The 17976-nt window shown below is 69.0% G+C and carries 13 protein-coding genes; 3 read left to right on the plus strand and 10 right to left on the minus strand.

All coding sequences use genetic code 11. The annotated features are described in order from the left end of the window. Positions 1 to 6 precede the first annotated feature (6 nt). The 6 genes from OV208_RS19970 to OV208_RS19995 form a co-directional block, all read right to left on the minus strand. On the minus strand, positions 7 to 1188 hold the full coding sequence (locus OV208_RS19970; RefSeq protein WP_267575435.1) for an HlyD family secretion protein: 1182 nt from the start codon (positions 1186 to 1188) through the stop codon (positions 7 to 9). After that, a complete protein-coding gene (locus OV208_RS19975; protein ID WP_267575436.1) occupies positions 1188 to 1655 on the minus strand; it encodes a DUF3302 domain-containing protein in 468 nt (155 codons plus the stop codon). The genes OV208_RS19970 and OV208_RS19975 overlap by 1 nt, the downstream gene beginning before the upstream one ends. A 133-nt stretch (positions 1656 to 1788) precedes the next feature. Continuing rightward, positions 1789 to 3663, minus strand: coding sequence for a glycoside hydrolase family 15 protein (locus OV208_RS19980; protein WP_267575437.1), 1875 nt, complete (start codon positions 3661 to 3663; stop codon positions 1789 to 1791). Positions 3664 to 4092: 429 nt separating this feature from the next. Continuing rightward, entirely contained in the window at positions 4093 to 5538 is a 1446-nt protein-coding gene (locus OV208_RS19985; RefSeq protein WP_267575438.1) for a glycoside hydrolase family 6 protein, read from the minus strand. Positions 5539 to 5695: 157 nt separating this feature from the next. Beyond that, positions 5696 to 7156: an HTTM domain-containing protein gene (locus OV208_RS19990; RefSeq protein ID WP_267575439.1), complete on the minus strand. Its 1461-nt coding sequence runs from the start codon at positions 7154 to 7156 to the stop codon at positions 5696 to 5698. Further along, positions 7149 to 8372, minus strand: a complete 1224-nt coding sequence (locus OV208_RS19995; RefSeq protein WP_267575440.1) for an imelysin family protein — start codon at positions 8370 to 8372, stop codon at positions 7149 to 7151. Before OV208_RS19995 ends, OV208_RS19990 begins: the two co-directional genes overlap by 8 nt. A 179-nt stretch (positions 8373 to 8551) precedes the next feature. On the opposite strand from OV208_RS19995, the gene OV208_RS20000 reads away from it, so the two are divergent. Then, complete coding sequence (locus tag OV208_RS20000; RefSeq protein ID WP_267575441.1) at positions 8552 to 10066, plus strand: hypothetical protein; 1515 nt, start codon at positions 8552 to 8554, stop codon at positions 10064 to 10066. A gap of 125 nt (positions 10067 to 10191) precedes the next feature. Beyond that, positions 10192 to 12570: a TonB-dependent receptor family protein gene (locus OV208_RS20005; protein ID WP_267575442.1), complete on the plus strand. Its 2379-nt coding sequence runs from the start codon at positions 10192 to 10194 to the stop codon at positions 12568 to 12570. Positions 12571 to 12576: 6 nt separating this feature from the next. Here OV208_RS20005 and OV208_RS20010 read toward each other — a convergent pair whose 3' ends face one another. Then, entirely contained in the window at positions 12577 to 13602 is a 1026-nt protein-coding gene (locus tag OV208_RS20010) for a lipase family protein (protein WP_267575443.1), read from the minus strand. Between the two features lie 458 nt (positions 13603 to 14060). Here OV208_RS20010 and OV208_RS20015 point away from each other — a divergent pair, with 458 nt between their 5' ends. Next, positions 14061 to 14798, plus strand: a complete 738-nt coding sequence (locus OV208_RS20015; RefSeq protein ID WP_267575444.1) for a hypothetical protein — start codon at positions 14061 to 14063, stop codon at positions 14796 to 14798. Between the two features lie 298 nt (positions 14799 to 15096). Here the strand turns inward: OV208_RS20015 and OV208_RS20020 are convergent, their stop codons facing one another. The 3 genes from OV208_RS20020 to OV208_RS20030 form a co-directional block, all read right to left on the minus strand. Continuing rightward, the gene (locus OV208_RS20020) at positions 15097 to 15684 is read right to left on the minus strand and encodes a regulatory protein RecX (RefSeq protein WP_267575445.1); all 588 of its coding nucleotides are present in this window, start codon (positions 15682 to 15684) and stop codon (positions 15097 to 15099) included. A 97-nt stretch (positions 15685 to 15781) separates the two neighbouring features. Then, complete coding sequence (locus tag OV208_RS20025) at positions 15782 to 16960, minus strand: L-dopachrome tautomerase-related protein (RefSeq protein ID WP_267575446.1); 1179 nt, start codon at positions 16958 to 16960, stop codon at positions 15782 to 15784. Positions 16961 to 17141: 181 nt separating this feature from the next. Beyond that, entirely contained in the window at positions 17142 to 17519 is a 378-nt protein-coding gene (locus tag OV208_RS20030; protein ID WP_267575447.1) for a hypothetical protein, read from the minus strand. Positions 17520 to 17976: the final 457 nt, after the last annotated feature.

Here is a 17976-nt window from a genome sequence, read left to right on the forward strand (position 1 = left end):
CCTTCCTCAGTGCAGCTTGAGAATCAGCCAGTCCAGCTTGGTGCCCACGCGGAGGATCACCTTGCGCAGGACGTGCACCGGGTGGACCGCGTCGGTGTAGATGGCGGCGTGTCCGTGCGCTCCCGCCGGAAGGATGCGGGCATCCTCCGAGTGCTCGACGGCGAGCTTGACGGCGTAGCGCCCGGGAGGCGGGGTTTGAAACCCCGTCTCGGGGACGACTCCGGACACGGGAAGCTGACCCTGGCCGGTCGCCCAGACCACGGACTCGACGCGGCACTTGATGATCCGGTTCGGGAACGCCAGCAGCGTGACCTCCGCCTCGTTGCCCGGCCGGACCTGGTGCAGCTCGTTCTGATTGAAGTACGCGATGACGTACTGCTCATTCTCCACGAAGCTCATCACCGGAGAGATGGGGAGCGCCGCCGCATAGGAGCCCGCGCGCAGCTGGAGGTTCACCACCGTCCCATCCGCGGGCGCATACGTGACGGTCTCCTTGAGGCGCCACTCCGCGTCCGCCAGCGTCGCGCGCGCCTGCTGCTCCCCGGCCTCCGCCTGGGCAAGCTCGACGAGCGTCCCGTCCTCGGTGCGCGCCTCCAGCTTCTGCGTGACCTGCCCCACGGCGGCGTTCGCCGCGGCCAGCTCGCCCTCCAGGGTCCGGGCCTCCGACGCCGCCTGCTGCAAGTCGAACTGATTGCCCGCCCCGCTGGTGACGAGCACCGTGTGTTGCCGGACGCGCCGCCGGACCAGGTCCAGCCGGGCCGCGACGGACGCCCGCCGTCCCTGCGCGGTCTTGCGCTCCAATATCAGTTGCCGCTCGATGGCCCGGGCGCCCGCGACCTTCGCCTCCAGCTCCTTCACCTTGGCCCGCATCCCCTCCACCTCCAGCCGCGAGGACTCGGGGTCGATGCGGAAGAGCACGTCGCCCTTCTTCACCGGGCTGTTGGGCTGGACGGGCACCTCGATGACGCGCCCGGAGACCCGCGGCACGACCTGCACGACGTAGTTCATCACCCGCGCATCCGATGAGGACGGCGCATACACGTTGGCCAGCAGGAGCAACATCACGATGCCGATGACGGGCAGCGTGATGACGATGACCTGGGAGACGAAGTTCCACGGCAACAGCCTGAACTTGAAGAAGACCAGCCAGACCATGACCGAGTAGACGAGCAGCAGGAGCAGTTCCATCAGTGCGGCTCCCCTCTCTCATCAGGGGATTCCCCTTCGGAGGACGGCGCGTGATGGGCGGGATGCCCGGCCTCACCCGCCTCCGCGAGTTCGGGGCCGTGCGAGGGACGGACGCGGTCCTCTCCGTACGCCAGCTTGTACAGGGTGGGCTTGGAGTAGGCCCAGAGCCACGCCAGGGGCCATAGGAGCCCCCCGAAGAACAGCGACAGGAGGCACAGCGTCTTGATGGCCTCCAACTGCGGATGGTGGCGCTTCTCCGCGATCTTCTCCGGGAGGATGTGGAGCATCCAGAACACGGCGATCAGCACCACCGGGGCGATGACGATGACGACCCAGCTCATCACGTCCGCCGCGGTGTCCAGCGCGTCGCCGCTGAACAACGACGCCTGCGCGGAGAGAGGAACCCAGGACGCCACCAGTCCCAACCACCGCATCGCGGCGGTGATTGCCCCTCGTGATCCGCTCATGGTCCCCGCCCCCCTGCTCCGCCGACAAGCTAGGAGGGAGCACTCCACCGTCAAGTGAGGACCCGGGCGCGCGGCACTCCAGTCCGACAGCACTGTTCACGCACTGGCTGGCACCGCGCTCCCGGCCAGACACTCAGGACTGCTTTTCACCCTGGACCTGCGAATGCAGCGGGGGTTGTTCCCCGGAGAGCAGGTAGGCGGAGTTCACGAGTGCCAGGTGGCTGAAAGCCTGGGGGAAGTTGCCAAGAAACCTGCGCTCACTCGGCAGGTACTCCTCGGCGAGCAGGCCCACGTCGTTGCAGAGCCCCACGAGCTTGTCGAAGAGGCGCCGCGCGTCCTCGGTCCGTCCCATGAGGTGGTAGGTGTTCGCGAGCCAGAAGGAGCAGGCGAGGAACACGCCCTCCACGCCGGAGAGACCGTCGACGCTGTCCTCCGTCCGGTAGCGCAGCACCAGCCCGTCCGGCATCAGCTCCTCTTCGATGGCCCGCACCGTTCCGATGACGCGGGGATCCTCCGGCGGCAGGAACCCGACGAGCGGAATGAAGAGCAGGCTCGCATCCACTTCCTTGGAGCCGTAGGACTGCGTGAACGTATTGCGCTTGGGGTCGTAGGCATTGCTGCACACCTCATCGAAGATGGTCTGCCGCAGCTTCACCCACGGCGCCCTGTCTTCCTTCAAGCCGTACTCATCGATCGCGCGCACCCAGCGATCGACGGCGGTCCACGCCGCCACCTTGGATGCGGTGAACGCGAGCTTCGGCCCCCGCATCTCCCAGATGCCATGGTCTGGATTCATCCAGACCTCCGACACCCGCGTCGCGACTTTCTTGAGAGCCGTCTCGCCGCGCGCCGACAGCTTGCCCGCCTGCTGCGCATGAATGTAGAGGACGGCGGAGAACTCGCCGAGGACGTCGAGCTGGAACTGCGAATAGGCACCGTTCCCGACCCGCACGGGTCGAGCCCCTTCGTAACCTCCCAGCCAGTCCAGCGTGGACTCGGAGAGGCGCCTCTCGCCCCGGATGCCGTACATGATCTGCAACTGGTCCGGGGCACCTCCGACGGCGTCCTCCAACCAGGTGCCGAACGCCCCCGCCTCGTCCATGAGGCCGGCAAGCATGAGCGCGTTCAACGTCAAGGCCGAGTCGCGAATCCAGCAGAACCTGTAGTCCCAGTTGCGCTCCCCACCGGGCGTCTCCGGGAGCCCGAACGTGGGCGCGGCGACGATGGCCCCCGACGGATGGAAGGTGCAGGCCTTGAGGGTGAGCAGCGAGCGGACGACCACGTCCTCGTACTTGGCGGGCGCGCGGATCCGCGAGGCCCAGTCCTCCCAGAAGGACTGCGTTTCACTCAGGGCGGCCTCCACATCGAGCGCCTTGGGGATGTCGTCGTAGGGCCGGGCCCAGGAGATCACGAAGGGAATCCGCTGGCCGGCCTTGACCGTGAACTCCAATTCGAACGGAGGTGGCGCTTCACCGGCTGCACCTCGCAGATAGAGCGCATCCGGACCGGCGATGGCGGAGGAGGCTCCATCCAGCCTGCGCACCAGGGGACGGGTGTAGCCATTGGCGAACCGGGGGCGCAGCTCGGAGCGCATCGTCACCGTGCCCCGGACGCCCTCCACCCGTCGCGCCAGGTGGGGGGTCCCCTTGCGGATGGGCATGAAGTCCACGACCCGCACCGTGCCCTCGTCGGTCACGAACTCCGTTTCCAGGATGAGGGTCTTGTCGCGGTAGCGGCGTCGCACCTCGCGCACGGGCGACGTCGGAGCCAGCTTCCACCGGCCGTTGTCGGGGGTTCCCAGCAACGACGTGAAGCACGCATCCGAGTTGAAATCCGGGAGGCAGAGAAAGTCGATGGACCCATCTCGCGCCACGAGCGCGGCCGTGTACAGGTCACCCAGCAGCGCGTGGTCCTCGATGAGCAGACCTGGCTCCTTCCGGGTATCGCTTCCCCATCCAGTCCTGGGCGCTTCCGTCGTCCGCTTGGACTCTGTCAAAGTTGGAGCCATCCATTCCTCCGGGCCTTTCATCCGCTGCGTTCCCGAAAAAGATAGGCCCCCACACTCGGCGTGCAATCCGCGACGAGGGCTCGCAATCGCGGAGACCCAGCACGCGGCGGGTGGAGCGCTGACGACGAGGGCCAGGCTCCAGCCAGCACCTGGCGACCGCCTGACACCTTCCTTCCCCGGGTTCGCGCCCAGGGGGGAGTCCCTGCCTTCGGTTAGAGCGTCTCCCCCGCCAGCACCACCCCCGCCACCAGCGCCCGCAGGCGTGAGCGGGGAGCGCGCATCCACTGAGTCTCCAGCTTCATGTCTGTCCCTATCGAGAAGAGTGAGCAGCCAGGCCCCTGGCGGGGCCGGGGTGAATCCAAGACAAGACTCGGGCCCGGACAGGACTCACGTCCCTGAACAGGCCCGCATCACGTCAAGGACAGAGCATCAGGTGCCGTCGATGAGCCGGTTCGCGATGTCCGGGCTGAACTGACCGGCGGGCGTCCCCGGGGCGATGCCGCAGTTGCCATCCGAGTCCCCCGGCACCTTCACCCAGAGCAGCAGCTCCGCGCCTCCGCCCGTCTGCGAGGACGTGCCCAGCTTGCGGCCCCCCGGGTTGCACCACTCGCCGTTGGAGCCATTGCCATTGCGGCTGGTGTCCACGACGAACTGCCGCGAGTAGCCATAGCGGCTGGAGAGCGCGGCGTTGACCGCGTTGCCATACGTGGCGGACTCGCCGACGGCGTAGAAGTTGGAGACGTTGAGGGAGAAGCCACGCACGTTGCGCGCGCCCGCGGACTCCAGCCGCTGCGCCATCGTGTCGGCGCCGATCCACCGCGCGTTGCCGCCATCCAGGTACGCCCAGGTGTTGGGCGCGCGGTCGCGGAACTGCTCGGAGGCGTAGCGCAGCAGGCCCAGCCGCGTCTGGCGTTCCGAGTCGTTGGGGAGGCAGTCGAGCTGCGCGACGGCATCCGGCTCGATGATGACGACCGCGGGCCGGTTGCCAAGCCCCGCCGCGAAGGCGGAGATCCACGAGCGGTACGCGTCCGCGCTGCCCGCCCCGCCACCGGAGTGGCTGCCGCAGTCGCGGCCCGGGATGTTGTAGGCCACCAGCACCGGCAGCTTGTCCGCCGCGTCCGCCGCGCCGACGAAGCTGGACACCGCCTGGGTGATGTCCCCGCTCCAGTTGCCGAACCAGCGCGCCATGGGCTTGCTGGCGATGGAGGCATTGATGCGCGAAGCGCGGCCGTCACCGCCGTTGGCGCGCACCCAGACCGCCGGGTTGGAGTTGGGATCCACGTAGAAGCCGCTCGTCATCGCCACCGGCCCGGAGCCCGTGGAGCCGCTTTCCGTGGTGAGCGACACGTCATCCAGCCGCACGGTGACGGCGTTGGCCCGCCCACCCAACTGGAAGGTCACCTGCCCCACGCCCGTGGACAGCGAGGACGTGAACGGGAAGGTGAAGCGCCTGGAGGTGCCATCCAGCGTGAAGGTCTGGGTGAGCGTCGTCGCGTAGGGCGCGACGTCCTGCTGCACCGTCACGCGCGCGGTGATGGTCGCCGTGGCCCTGGCGGTGAAGGCCAGCGTGTACGCCCGCCCGCTCACCAGCGTCAGGCCGCTCTGCCCCACGATGGCATCCCAGGCGTTGGCCGTGTTCGCCGCGACGTCCACGCGCCACTGGTTGCTCTCCACGGACGACTGCGTGCTCGCGTTGTTCCACCACGGCGCCGTGGTGCCGGTGTTGAAGCCGCCGTTGGAGATCAGCTCGGTGAGCGCCGCTTCCTGCACGGCCACCGGAGCATCGACCGGGACTTCCGGAGCGGCGGGACCACAGGACGCGAACAACGACACCAACGGAAGCGACAGCCAACGGAGCAGACCAGGGGAACGCATGACGAACTCCTCACCACAGGGGAGTCACCATTCATGCGGAGGCCGAGTCCGGGATACAAGACTAATCAGCTATTTCAGCTATATACGGAATCTTACTGAAACATTGCCGGCGAGGAGGCGGCCTCCCCAGCGGCCCGCTGACACCGCGAGCACGTCTTCAAGGGTTGACGCTGGCGCCCCGTGAGGCCCGCGAGGTGCGCGTAGGGCGCAGGTGCACCGGCGGCGTCTGGGGCGCGGGGAGGATCCACGGCTTGGACCCCAGGCCATCCTCTTCCCGCGACAGGTCCACCGTGGGATCCACCAGCGGCTCCGACAGCCGGCCATTCAGGGACACCCGCACGTCGGCGCGCACCTCCACCGGATGCTGCGTCGTCGCCTCGTAGTCCCGCGCGATGCGGTGGGCCAGTTGCAGGATGAGGTCCGGCTGCACCGCCATCTCCCGTTCCTGCAACCGCGTGAGGTACTGGCTGGGCGGCACGTGCCACTCCCGGCCGGTGACACTGTCGCGCACCATGAACGTCGCGCTGCCGTTCTTCTCCCGCGTCATCACCCGCCAGGAGAAGCGCATGCCCTGCTCATGCCAGAGCACGTTGCCGCCATAGGCATGCGTGCGCAAAGGCAGCAGCACCTGGAGGAGCGCGTAGACCACGGCCGCGCCCAGCGCTGCCCGCCCCTTCCAGCCGGGCACGCCAGCCACCACGGCTCCGGACGAAGGCGCGAAGCCCTTCCACGGAAGCCGCCGCACCCGGGCCCAGAGCGCGCGAGGCCACGAAGGGTCGAAGAACACCAGCGCCCCCGTCACCATGATGAAGGGGAACATCCCGATGGGGAACAGCGCGAACGTCACCGCATGGAAGCCCAGCACGACCACGTACGCGAACGGGCGCGTGCGCCGCCACACGAGGAACAGCACGATGGTGGTGTCGAACAGCATCCCGCCCCAGGCCGCCGCGTACGCCATCCAGCGCTGCTCCAAGAGCGGCCCCACCCACGGCAGCCCCGTGCGCGCGGCCAGCCAGATGTTGAGCGGCTGCGCGTGCGCCAACCAGTCGGAGGTGAGCTTCGCCAGCCCCGCGAACACGTAGACGACGGCCACCTGGAAGCGCAGCAGGTCCGTGCACCACGCCGGCAGCCAGTCCCGCTTCAGCGAAGGCTTGCGCCACGCATCCACGGAGAAGGCCCGGTGCGCCGGGATGAAACACATCAACGCCAGCAGCAGGCTCACCAGGTAGTAGTGGTTGAGGTAGTTCGTCACGTCCAGCAGCTGCACGTAGGCGAACACCGCGAACAGCAGCACCACCGTCACCCGGTAGAACAGCCCCACCATCAACAGCACGCCCAGCACGCCCAGCGCCATGAAGAGCGCGGGCATCCCCCACGAGGGCAGCGGTGGAATCCAGCCGAAGCCCCAGTAGGTGAAGCGGAACTTCGGCTGCGCGAAGAGGACGCCCACCCAGCCGTAGGCCAGGAAGCGCACCGCGGAGATGGCGATGAGCAGGCCCAGCGCCACCCGGAACGCCGCCAGCGCGGCGATGTCCCGGGGCGCCAGCAGCCGAGCCCAGAGCCGTGCCCAGGGGCGCGAGGACGTCGCGTCTCCGCGCCCGACCGACTCAGTCATTGTCTCCCTCGAGGCCCGCGGGCGGCTCCAGGTCCAGCGTGGTGATGAAGTCCGTCTTCAGCAGGTCCGTGATGCCCTTGAAGTCGTCGTAGAGCCGCTGCACGGACGCCTTGTCGTCGACCAGCGCCTGCTTGAGGTCCGCCTCCTCCACCGCGGCCAGCGCCGCCTCGGTCTCCAGCACCTCCTCGTGCATCCGCGTGGCCACCGCCTCCGCGCCCGCCGCCACCAGGACGTCGTCGAAGCCCGGCCCGGAGTAGTCCGCGCCGCAGCCCTCCACGATGCGCCGGAAGCCCTTCAGGTTCTGGATGAGGTTCTGCTTCGAGCGGCCCGCGAACTGCGACTCCAACAGCTCCGGGCACGTGGCCGACGAGCAGTCGCGCAGCCCCAGCGGCCGGGCCAGCTTCTGGTCCTTCACCTCGCGCTCCACATAGAAGATGGCGTCGCTCATCGCGTTGAGCGCCACCTGCGTGGACGGGAACACCGTGTTGCCCGAACCCGCAGTGGCGAGCGTCTTCTGGAAGTTGCCGCCCTCCGGCGCCCACGCGTCCACCAGCGCCTGCGCTCGCGTGCTCACATCCGCCGCAACCACCGCCGCGTACGCCCGCTTGCGCGCCGCCCGGTCCTCCGCCGTCAGCGCCGCCCACGTCCCCTGCGCCACGATGGCCGAGTTGGGGCCGCACGCCGTGTCCGCGCCCTCGAAGAACAACAGGTACTCCAGCGCCACGAACCCGCGCCGCGTCACCAGGCTGGAGGAGAAGCTGGGCGACTCGTAGCCCTTCGACACGAGCTGCTCCTCCACGGAGCACCGGTTGGTCAGCGGGAACGAATAGATGTTGTCGCGGATCTCCGCGCCGCCCGGGCTGCTGCGCATCGCCGCCGGCCCCACCTGCATCGACTCCATCACCTGCCACACGTCCATCGCCTCATGGAACGCCGTGCGCGCCGCCGCCACCGCCGCCGCGTCCGGCGCGTCCCGCAGTGCCGCCGTCGCCGCCTGCAACGCCGTGGCCTTCGGCAGGAAGTCACGCGCCGTGCCCAGGATGCACGCGCCCGTCGCGCTCAACAGCTCCGCGCGCACGTCCGTTTCGCCCGTGGGCGGGGGATCCGCCGGCTTCGGCTTGCTGTCGCTGCACCCCAGGGACAGCGCCGCGGTGAACGCCAGGGCCCTCACTCCCCAACGGGAGGGCGCATCAGGACGGGTTCGCGAGAGATTCATGTCCGTCGCAGTATCAACCCAACTTGAGACTGACAATCATTCTCGACTCTGTGCGCCACAGTGGAGGCGCCGGCCGTCGCCTTGACTTCAAGGACCCCCAGGGCTACTCAAGCGGCCCCGTTGACGTTGTTGAAAATGAGAATCGTTCTCACTTTTGACCCACCCACCCGAGGGTATCCATGTCGAATCAGAGGAAGCACCGGAGCTTCAAGAAGCTGCTGCCCAGCATGCTGGTCCTGGGCGCTACCGTGGCCGCGCTGGGCGCCTGTGGTGATGACGAGGAGCCCACCCCCACGCCGGACGCGGGCACCCAGACGGACGCGGGCACCAACACGGACGCGGGGACCCAGACGGACGCGGGCACCGACGCCGGCACCGCCACGACGACGGACTCGGACCTGGCGCTCGTGCGCCTCAACACCAACGGCACGCTCGACAACACCTTCGGCACGAGCGGCATCGCGCGGGTGAGCCTGGGCACGGGCGCTGGCACGGCTCGTGACGCCATGTGGTCCGCGGACCGCGACGCGCAGGACCGCGTGGTGGTGTTCGGCTCCAAGAAGGCCGAAGGCGCCACCCGCTCTGACACCGACCGCGTCGTCGCCCGCATCACCACCGCCGGCGCGCTGGACGAGACCTTCAACGCGGGCGCCATGGCCCCCGCGGTCAAGGGAATGTACGCGCTGGACATCGGCGGCCTGAGCGACACCGCGCGCCACGGCTTCGTGCAGGCGGATGGCACCATCCTCTCCGCCGGCTACCTGAGCCAGCCCACGGGCGTGGGCGCGCAGAGCGCCCACCGCGTCGTGATGCTGCGCCTGACCGAGGCCGGCACGCCCGACGCCACCTTCGGCGCCAAGGGCGTGGTGAACTCCGCGCCGTTCGCCACCAATGACGTGACGAAAGAGTGGGGCATCTCCGAGGCCTACACCGCGGTCCGGCAGTCCACGGGTTCCTACGTCACCACCGGCTACGGCCGCGCGGCGGGCGTGGGGGGCAGCACGGTGGACCTCATCTCCTTCCGCTACACGGCGGCGGGTGTGCTGGACCCCACGTACGGCACCAACGGCTCGTTCATCCTGAACCTGACGGGCGACAACGACCGCGGCCGTGACGCGGTGGCCCTCAAGGACGACAGCGTGTTCATGGTGGGCAGCGGCGTCCGGACGGCGGGCAAGGTCCAGCCCATGGCGGTGCAGGTGACCAAGGACGGTCAACCGGCCACGACGCCCGGCTTCCAGGAAGGCTACAAGCTGTACGACTTCGACCGCCCGGACCAGGCCTTCTTCGACGTGGCGCACGCCGACGTGGGCGGTGTCGAGTACGTCGCCGCCGCGGGTTTCCGCGCCGGTGGCTCAGAGGACGACGACGCGGTCCTGCTCATCCGCAATGTGGCGACCGGCGTGGAGTTCTCCAACCCGGTGCCCTTCTCCGAGACGGCCAACGACCGTTTCTGGGGCGTGAACTTCGGCCTGGACGGCAAGGTGTACGCCACGGGCTTCGTCACCGAGGCGGGTGACAACCACTTCGCCATCGCGCGCTTCAACCTGGACGGCACGCGCGACACCACCTTCGGCACGGGTGGCATCGTCACGGTGAACGTCATCCCCGGCAAGCTGGAAGAGGTGGCGCGCAGCGTCGTCATCCAGTCCGACGGCAAGATCGTCATCGTGGGCGTCGCCGAAGCGAAGTAAAGCGCGCCTCGCTCGCTGTCGCGGTAAGCGGCGGTCCTCCGGGGCCGGCGGGGACCTCTACCGTCCCTCGTCGGCCCGGGCGACCGCCGCGCTTCTTCGCACGTACCTCCGGGAGTCTTCGTTTCATGGGTGCACGGACCTGGGCAGTCGCGGTGGTTTCCTTCGTTGTCTCCTCGTCGGCACAGGCCCAGACGCCTCCGCCACCGCAAGACTCGCTTCCGCCGCCAACGCAGGCCTCGCCCGTCCCGGCACCCGAAGCCGCACCGGTTGTTCCGCCGCCCGTATCCGAACCGCCCGAGCCGGCCGCCACCGCGCCCGCGGAGTCCGCCGCTTCCGTGGAGCCCGCCGCACCGTCTGGACAGACGCCCGCGCCCGCCGACGCCCCCCTCGTGGAGTCCGCGCCGGAGAACTCCCGCAAGTTCGAGAGCGTGGTGGTGGGCACGTCCGAGACGAAGACGAGCGGCTCCATCCACATCCTCAAGCCGGAGAAACTCCAGCGCTACGAGTTGGACGACCCCCAGGCCATCCTCCAGTCCGTGCCGGGCGTGTACGGCCGGGGCGAGGACGGCTTCGGCCTGCGCCCCAACCTGGGCCTGCGCGGCGTGAACCCGGACCGCAGCAAGAAGGTCACGCTGTTGGAGGACGGCATCCTCTTCGGGCCAGCGCCCTACTCCGCGCCCGCCGCCTACTACTTCCCCCTGATGACGCGCATGCAGTCGGTGCGCGTGCTCAAGGGGCCCTCGTCCATCCAGCAGGGCCCGCAGACGGTGGGCGGCTCGGTGGACCTCATCACCCGGGACATCCCGGCGCAGGAGTCCTTCGGCCTGGACCTCGCGGGCGGCCAGTACCTCTACGGCAAGGCGCACGGCTACTTCGGCGCGAGCACCGAGCGCGCGGGCTTCCTCATCGAAGGCGTCCACCTGCGCAGCAACGGCTTCAAGGAAATCGACAACAGCGACGCCTCCACCGGCTTCCACCGCAACGAATGGATGGCCAAGGCCCGCTACCGGCTGGTGCCGGACGGGGAGCTGCGCCAGACGCTCCAGCTCAAGCTGGGCTACTCCGACGAAGGCTCCAACGAAACGTACCTGGGCCTGTCGGACGCGGACTTCGCCGCCAATCCGCTGCGCCGCTACAAGGCCAGCCAGTTCGACCACATGCAGTGGCACCGCACGCAGGCGGTGCTCAGCCACGTGCTGGAAGGGCGCGATTTCGCGGTGACGACGTCGCTGTACCGCCACGACCTGGACCGCAGTTGGCGCAAGGTGAACAGCTTCCGGGGCGTCTCCATCTCCGACGTGCTCGCGGATCCCACCAGCGCGCGCAACGCCATCTATTACGGCGTGCTGACCGGGGAGCTGGACTCGTCCACGCCGGGCGAGGCCATCCTCATCGGGCCCAACCACCGCGTCTTCGTCAACCAGGGCCTGCAGAGCGTCGCCCGCTGGACGGCGAAGACGGGCCCGCTGTCACACAACGCCGAGTTCGGCGTGCGCTACCACTACGACAGCATCGACCGCCGCCACACCCAGGACGGCTTCCTGATGGTGGGCGGGGAGCTGGTCCCCGAGGGCGGCACCACGCAGGTCACCGCCGACAACAAGGACTCCACGCACGCGCTCGCGCTGCACGCGACGGACGCCATCGCCTGGGGCCCGCTGGTGGTGACGCCGGGCGTGCGCCTGGAGATCATCCGCTCCAAGTCCCACGACAATCTGGCGGGAACCGTGGACCACGGCTCGCTGGAGGCGCTGATGCCGGGCGTGGGCGTGTACGGCGCCATCACCCCGGTGCTGGGCCTGTTCGCGGGCGCCTACCGGGGCTTCTCCCCGCCCGCGCCGGGACAGCCCCAGGCCGTGTCCCAGGAGAAGAGCATCAACTACGAGGCTGGCGCGCGCTGGTCCCGCCGAGGCGAACGCTTCGAGGTGGTGGGCTTCTTCAACGACTACTCCAACCTCACCGACGTCTGCACCTTCTCCAATGGCTGTCTCAATGACAACCTGGACCGGCAGGTGGACGCGGGCGCGGCGAACATCTACGGCCTGGAGGCCTTCGCGGAGAAGACCTTCCGTCCGGGCGGCGGCCTCACCTTCCCGCTGACGGCGTCGTACACGTTCACGCGCACGAAGCTGCTCAATGACTTCCGTTCGTCGGATCCGCAGTTCGGCAACGTGATGGCGGGGGACGAACTGCCGTACGTGCCCCGGCATCAGCTCTACGCGTCGGTGGGCGTGGAGGGCGCGCGCTGGGGTGCCTTCATCAGCACCACCTACCTGGCCAGCATGCGCGAGGAGGCGGGCCAGGGTGAGATCCCCGAAGGCGTGAAGACGGGCGCCCTGCTGACCTTCGACGTGAACGCCAACTGGAACATCACCCGCTGGGGGCAGCTCTACGTGAGCGGCCGCAACCTGCTGGACGAGGCGGTCATCGTCGGACGCCGTCCCTATGGCGCCCGCCCCAACGCGCCCCGCACGCTCATTGGCGGGTTCAAGGTCCAGTTGTAGCCGCGACTACCTCACCGCCACCTGACGGCGCGGAGGCTGCGCCACCGGGCGCCGCGGCAGGGCCTGCGCGGACGCCTTCGCGCTCGCGATGTTGTCGGCCGTGGGCGCCACGCTGGTGTCCTGGAGCGGGTTGCCGCCGCTGTCCGTGTAGACGCCGTCCGGGAAGGTGCCGACGAAGACCTGCGGCGGCGTGGGCGTGGCCAGCGCCTGCGTGAGCACCGCGAGGTAGTTGTCCATCTCGTGGCGGATGGTCGCCTCCTGCGTGCTGGTGTCCCCGAGCGTGTTGTAGAAGAGCACGTCGAACTCCTCGCCCACCTGGGCGTAGCGGAGCCCGGGCGGCAGCGTGGGCACCACGTCGTACTGGTTGACGACGCGCACCGTCGCCGGGTTCGTGACGAACTGGGCGTAGGCCGTCCCCCAGGAATCACCGAGCCCCGCCTTCGGCGCCGCGAAGGTGACGGTGGTGACACCCAGCGACGGATTGCTCACCGCCAGGTCCAGCGCCAGGAACTCCGCGAGCCCCCCGCCCAGGCTGTGGCCCGTCACGTAGAGCGTCTGGATGTTGTTCGCCGCCAGCCACGCGAACACCTGCGCCTGCATCGACGTCGGCACCGAGCCGCCCGTCCCCGTGTAGATGCTCCAGAACCCGCCGTGCACCTGCGGCACGGGAGACATCGTCGCGCCGGAGAACGGCACGAAGGACGTGGTGGCGTACTCCTCGTCCGCGCGGGTGTCCGCGGCGGTCACCGTGCCCCGCAGCGCCAGCATCGCCGTGGACGAATCGCTGCCGGACGTGAACCACAGACCGAAGGCCTCCGCGGCGCCGCCCTCCTGCGGCACCCACGCGATGAGGTTGTCCGCCTGCGTCCAGCCCGAGGGCACCGGGTAGGACTTGCCGTTGAAGGCGGCGTAGGCCGCGACCACCCCCTGCCCCAGCGGCAGCACCTCGCTGGCCTCCAGCACGGGCTGCGGCGGCGTCGGGGTGATGGGGCCGGACTGCGGACGGTGTACGGCAACGGTGGAGGTCGTCATGGTCATTCCCAGCAAGGGGCGGCGGGTGGAACGGGTCGCGAGGTGTCGCGTTCGTTGCCCAGACCCGATTGCAGCACCCATGCCGCCCACCCCTTCCCTCTGGAACCCCCACGCCCGAGGCCTCCGTCCCCCGCGTCGACGCGTCGACCGACACGTCGCTCGACACACCCTCCCGGGTCTCCGACCTCCGTCGCGCAGCGCCAGGAGCAGCCAAAGACAGACCGCGAACCCCACCCACGGGCCTGGCGCGTCCCTCGCCGGCGAGTCCCGGTCCGGCGCATCCCTCCGAACACGGTCATTTTCCGCGCCCGCCAGATTCGCCCGCTCTCACGAATTGATAATCATTGAGAAAGTTCGTCCATCCCAGCAATGGGCGACAGTGTTCACGCGTAGTGAAAATGGCTTCAGCGCAGGGCACCAGGGGGTGTCCTCGCTTGAACCCTCAAGGGGAGAGCACCGTGAAGACTGTTCGTTGGGGTGTCGCAGCGCTGGTGATGTTCGTCGTGGGATGCGGGCCCGTGGAGGAGGGCGTCCCGGCCGAAGAGCCCGCCGTCCAGGAAGCAGGGCTCGCCCTGGCCTGTGCGAATTCGCTGGGCTGCCGTGACGCCTGTTACTGCCAGGCGGGCTTCTGCGTTCCGGACGGCTTCGGCCCGCCCCCGCCCGAAGGGCACTGCGAGACCCCGCCCGTGCGCGCCTGCACGACGGGCTCCGACTGTGCCTCCGGCTGCAACTGCGTGGGCAGTGTCTGCGTCAACGACGGGTTCAGCCCGCCCGCCAACTGCCTGGTGGCGCCTCCGGACTCCTATGAGAGCGACAACACGCACAGCTCCGCCTCTTCCTACATGGGCACGCCGCAGCTCAAGCACACGTCCCACCGCGCGGGAGACGCGGACTGGGCGCTCGTGGCCACGCCCGTGAACCAGGTGATGACCGTGGAGGCCTACAACCTGCGCAACGGCCCGCAACTGCGCGTGGAGATCTACGCGTACAACTACGCCACCCGCACGTTGGGCGCGCTGCTGGCTTCGACCCAGACGACCGTCTGCTCGCAGATCACCCCCTCCTGCTTCATCTACCGGACGACGGCCAACGTCGCCGCGGGCGGCGTCTACGCGGTGAAGGTGACCGACCGGCGCACTGTTCCGAGCGGGAGCGACTGGCGGCCCACCCCGGGGTATGACCTGAAGATGTACTGAGCACGGCCAAAGCCAGACAGCACGACAGCGTGACATCCAGGGCCCGGCGGCCTCCGTTCCATACGGACGCCGGGCTCTCCTGATGGTCCTTCTACGGCAGGCGCAATCACTCCAGGTGAATATTGCCACCCACCAATCCCTGGCGAACGGTGGGCCCGAAAGGTGACACCCACGCCGTGGCGGAGGGCGGCCATGCCCTGACTCCGAGCGGCAGGCGCGGCTCCAGCCAGCCCTGGCCTTCGAGGTGTTGCCCTCCGGAAGCAGGCGGAAGGGAGCCCCGATGGACGCCGCGACCGCGTCAGCGGCGCAGCGGTGCCTCGTCGGCCGTTCCGTCGATGACGCGCTTCGCGATGGTGAAGGAGAAGCCCGCGCGCGCGAGCGCCGCCAGGTCCCGCTGGCGGTTGTCCGCGCGCGTGCTGGCGTCGCGGCGGAAGGGGCCCAGCCGCTTCTTGCGTGCCCAGATGAGGGCGGCAGCGTCCTCGGACACATCCTGGGTGGCCTCCGCCACCTTCTGCTGCACCAGTTCCGGGGCCACGCCCTTCATGCGCAGCTTCTGGGTGATGACCCGCGCGCTGCGACCCGACGCGCGCAGCGAATGCGCCTTGGTCTCCGCGTAGGCCCCGTCGTTGATGAGGTTGTTGCGGATGAGCTTCTGGGCCAGCGCCTCCACCCAACCCACCGCCTCCGCGCGGTCGCCTCCGTGGAACTTCACCGAACGGTCCACCCGGCGCATCAGCACGCGCTTGAGCTGGCTCACGGTGGCCGCGTAGCGCTTGAGGTAGTGCAGCGCGGCGTTCTCCAGGTAGCGCGCCGACACCTTCCGGGGCGGCTTCGGCTTGCGCGGTTCCCGGCGACGGTCTCCGTCCCTGTCGGTTGGATCATCCATGGCACCTCCCGGTCTACCACCGGGGTCCGACCCATGGGGCCACGTCTGGAGCCCCCCCGGCACGCCCTGGCAGGGCCCGTCCCGTCGCCTGCCCGCCTCACCCCGTGGGCGAGCGCACCGTGGGCGGAGCCTCCACGGGGATGCGGACCAGCAGGTAGGGAGGCTGGCGCCGCTCCTTGCCCCCATTGAAGTCGGGCAGTCGGTTCCACTGGCCCAGCGTCACGTAGACGTGGTGCGCGTCGACGAAGATGCCGTCGGGCCACACGAAGCGCGCGTCGTGCGCCAGCCGCTCGAAGGTGCCGTCCGGGGCCCGGCGCAGGATGGCGTCGTGTTCGAAGTCGGTGGTGTACAGCCGTCCCTGCGAGTCCTCGGCCAGGCCGTCCGCGGCGCCCTTCTCCCCCTCATCGCGCACGGAGGCGGCCACCTGCGCGTCGGAGGCGGCGGGGTTGGCCAGCACGTCGGTGGGGACGCTGTAGAGGCGGTGGCTGCTCAGGGGCGCGTAGTACAGCCGTTGGCCGCCCTCGCCCAGCGCGAGCCCGTCCACGCCGCCCACGGGAAACGTGGGGTGCCGGGGGTCGTACTTCAGCGCGCGGCCTTCCAGCACGGTGAGGAAGCCCGGGTCGGGCTGAGTGGACGGGTGATTGGCCAGGACACGCCGCTGTCGTCCGGAGGCCAGGTCCACCACCACCAGCGCGGGCGTGGTGCCGAACGAGGAATCAGACACATAGGCCGTCCCCTTGGCGCCGTGCCCCAGGTCCACGCGCAGGTCGTTCATGTGGCTGTCGGGGCGCAGCGCGGGCGCCTTCAGCGGCACGCTGGCGATGACCCGGTTCGTCCTCGGGTCGATGCCGACGACCTTCGCGCCGCCCTCCGGGATGTCATGGCCCTGGCGCTTGCCATCGTCGATGATCCACAGCCGGCCCAGCCGGTCCACCGTCATCCCGTGCACCGACAACAGCCGCTCCGCCGGGGGCGCGTCGGACGGCAGGCTCATGGCGCTGGACGGATAGGGGAAGAGCCGTCCCCCCTTCAACTCCGCCAGCGTGGCGCTCGCGTGGTCGTCCGCGTGGCGGGGGAAGCCCACGAAGATGCGTCCCTCCGGTGTCACCGCGATGCCGGACGGTCCCGGTCCCTCCATGCGCGCCAACACCTCCACGGAGCCGGAAGGCGCGGTGCCGGGGTCGGCGGTATCGCTCTGCGCGCGAGCCACCGGGCCACCCGCCATTCCGGCGAGCACGGTGACCATTGGCAGCAGGGGGACGGAGAACCAGGACACGGCGAGAGCCTTCGCGCGGAAGTGGAAACGTCACGGAGGCACGACGTGCCCCTGCGTCATGGTGTGCACACCGCGCCCCTGTGGCCCGCCCGGTTGCCCGCTTCACGGCGGTAGCGCCGCCCAGGAGCCAAAGCACCTCGCAGGCCTTCCGTCGCGGCGACCTTCGCCACACACCGTCCTTTCAGGACCCTCGCTTACGACGCACCGAAGAAGCTCCACGTTTCTGGGGCTTCGCGCGCGCGGCCTCGCTTTTCGTCGACTCCTTGCGTCGCTTGACCCCTGTCGTGGACTTCTTCGCCCGAGGCTGTACCTCCTTGAACGCGTAGAAGCGCCTTCGAACGAAGTACATGGCGTTCATCAGCGCGTCGACGGGTCCCACTCCGTAGGAGTAGTAGATGCCGTCCGTCACGTGCTCGAAGAGGATCGGGCAGTACCAATCCTTCTTGTCCACGAGCGACGCGGGGCGGCCAATCGTGACCCGAGAGGTTCGCCGTGTTCCATCCCGGGTCTCGTAGGACCAGTAGTCATCCGCGATCGGATCATCAATGGCAGAAAGCATGGGTCGCCAGTCCTTCACGATACCTCCTCACTGCCCAGCATCTTGCGCGCAGTCCGCGGAGCCTTCGCACTCATAGATCGCGCCACACATCCCTCTGCAGGCCTGCTTGGTGCCTTCTGCCGCAGCCCAGCACAGCGCCTTCTTTCGCGTGTTCCGAAGACGCCTACAAAAGTTCTTGAGGACCTCGCCACCAGCCTCACATGCATCCAAGCACCCTTGTTTGTTCGCGGGGGATTCCAGTTCCTCGACTGGCGCGGGTTGGACGGGCCGTGACGGGGGCGGACACCCTTCAGGGTTCAGCGCGCAAAAGCTTCCGGGTCCGCGGGGATAATCCGCCAACACCGCAGGCGCCCTCTTGAGTTGGAGATCCGCCCCCGTGCAGGCCAGAACGCAACCCAAGGCTCCCAGGAAGGCCAACCTCAACCACGTGCCTGATGGACCCGGTTGCACCGGTGGG

It is taken from the genome of Corallococcus sp. bb12-1 (genome assembly GCF_026626765.1).
Lineage (GTDB): Bacteria > Myxococcota > Myxococcia > Myxococcales > Myxococcaceae > Corallococcus > Corallococcus terminator.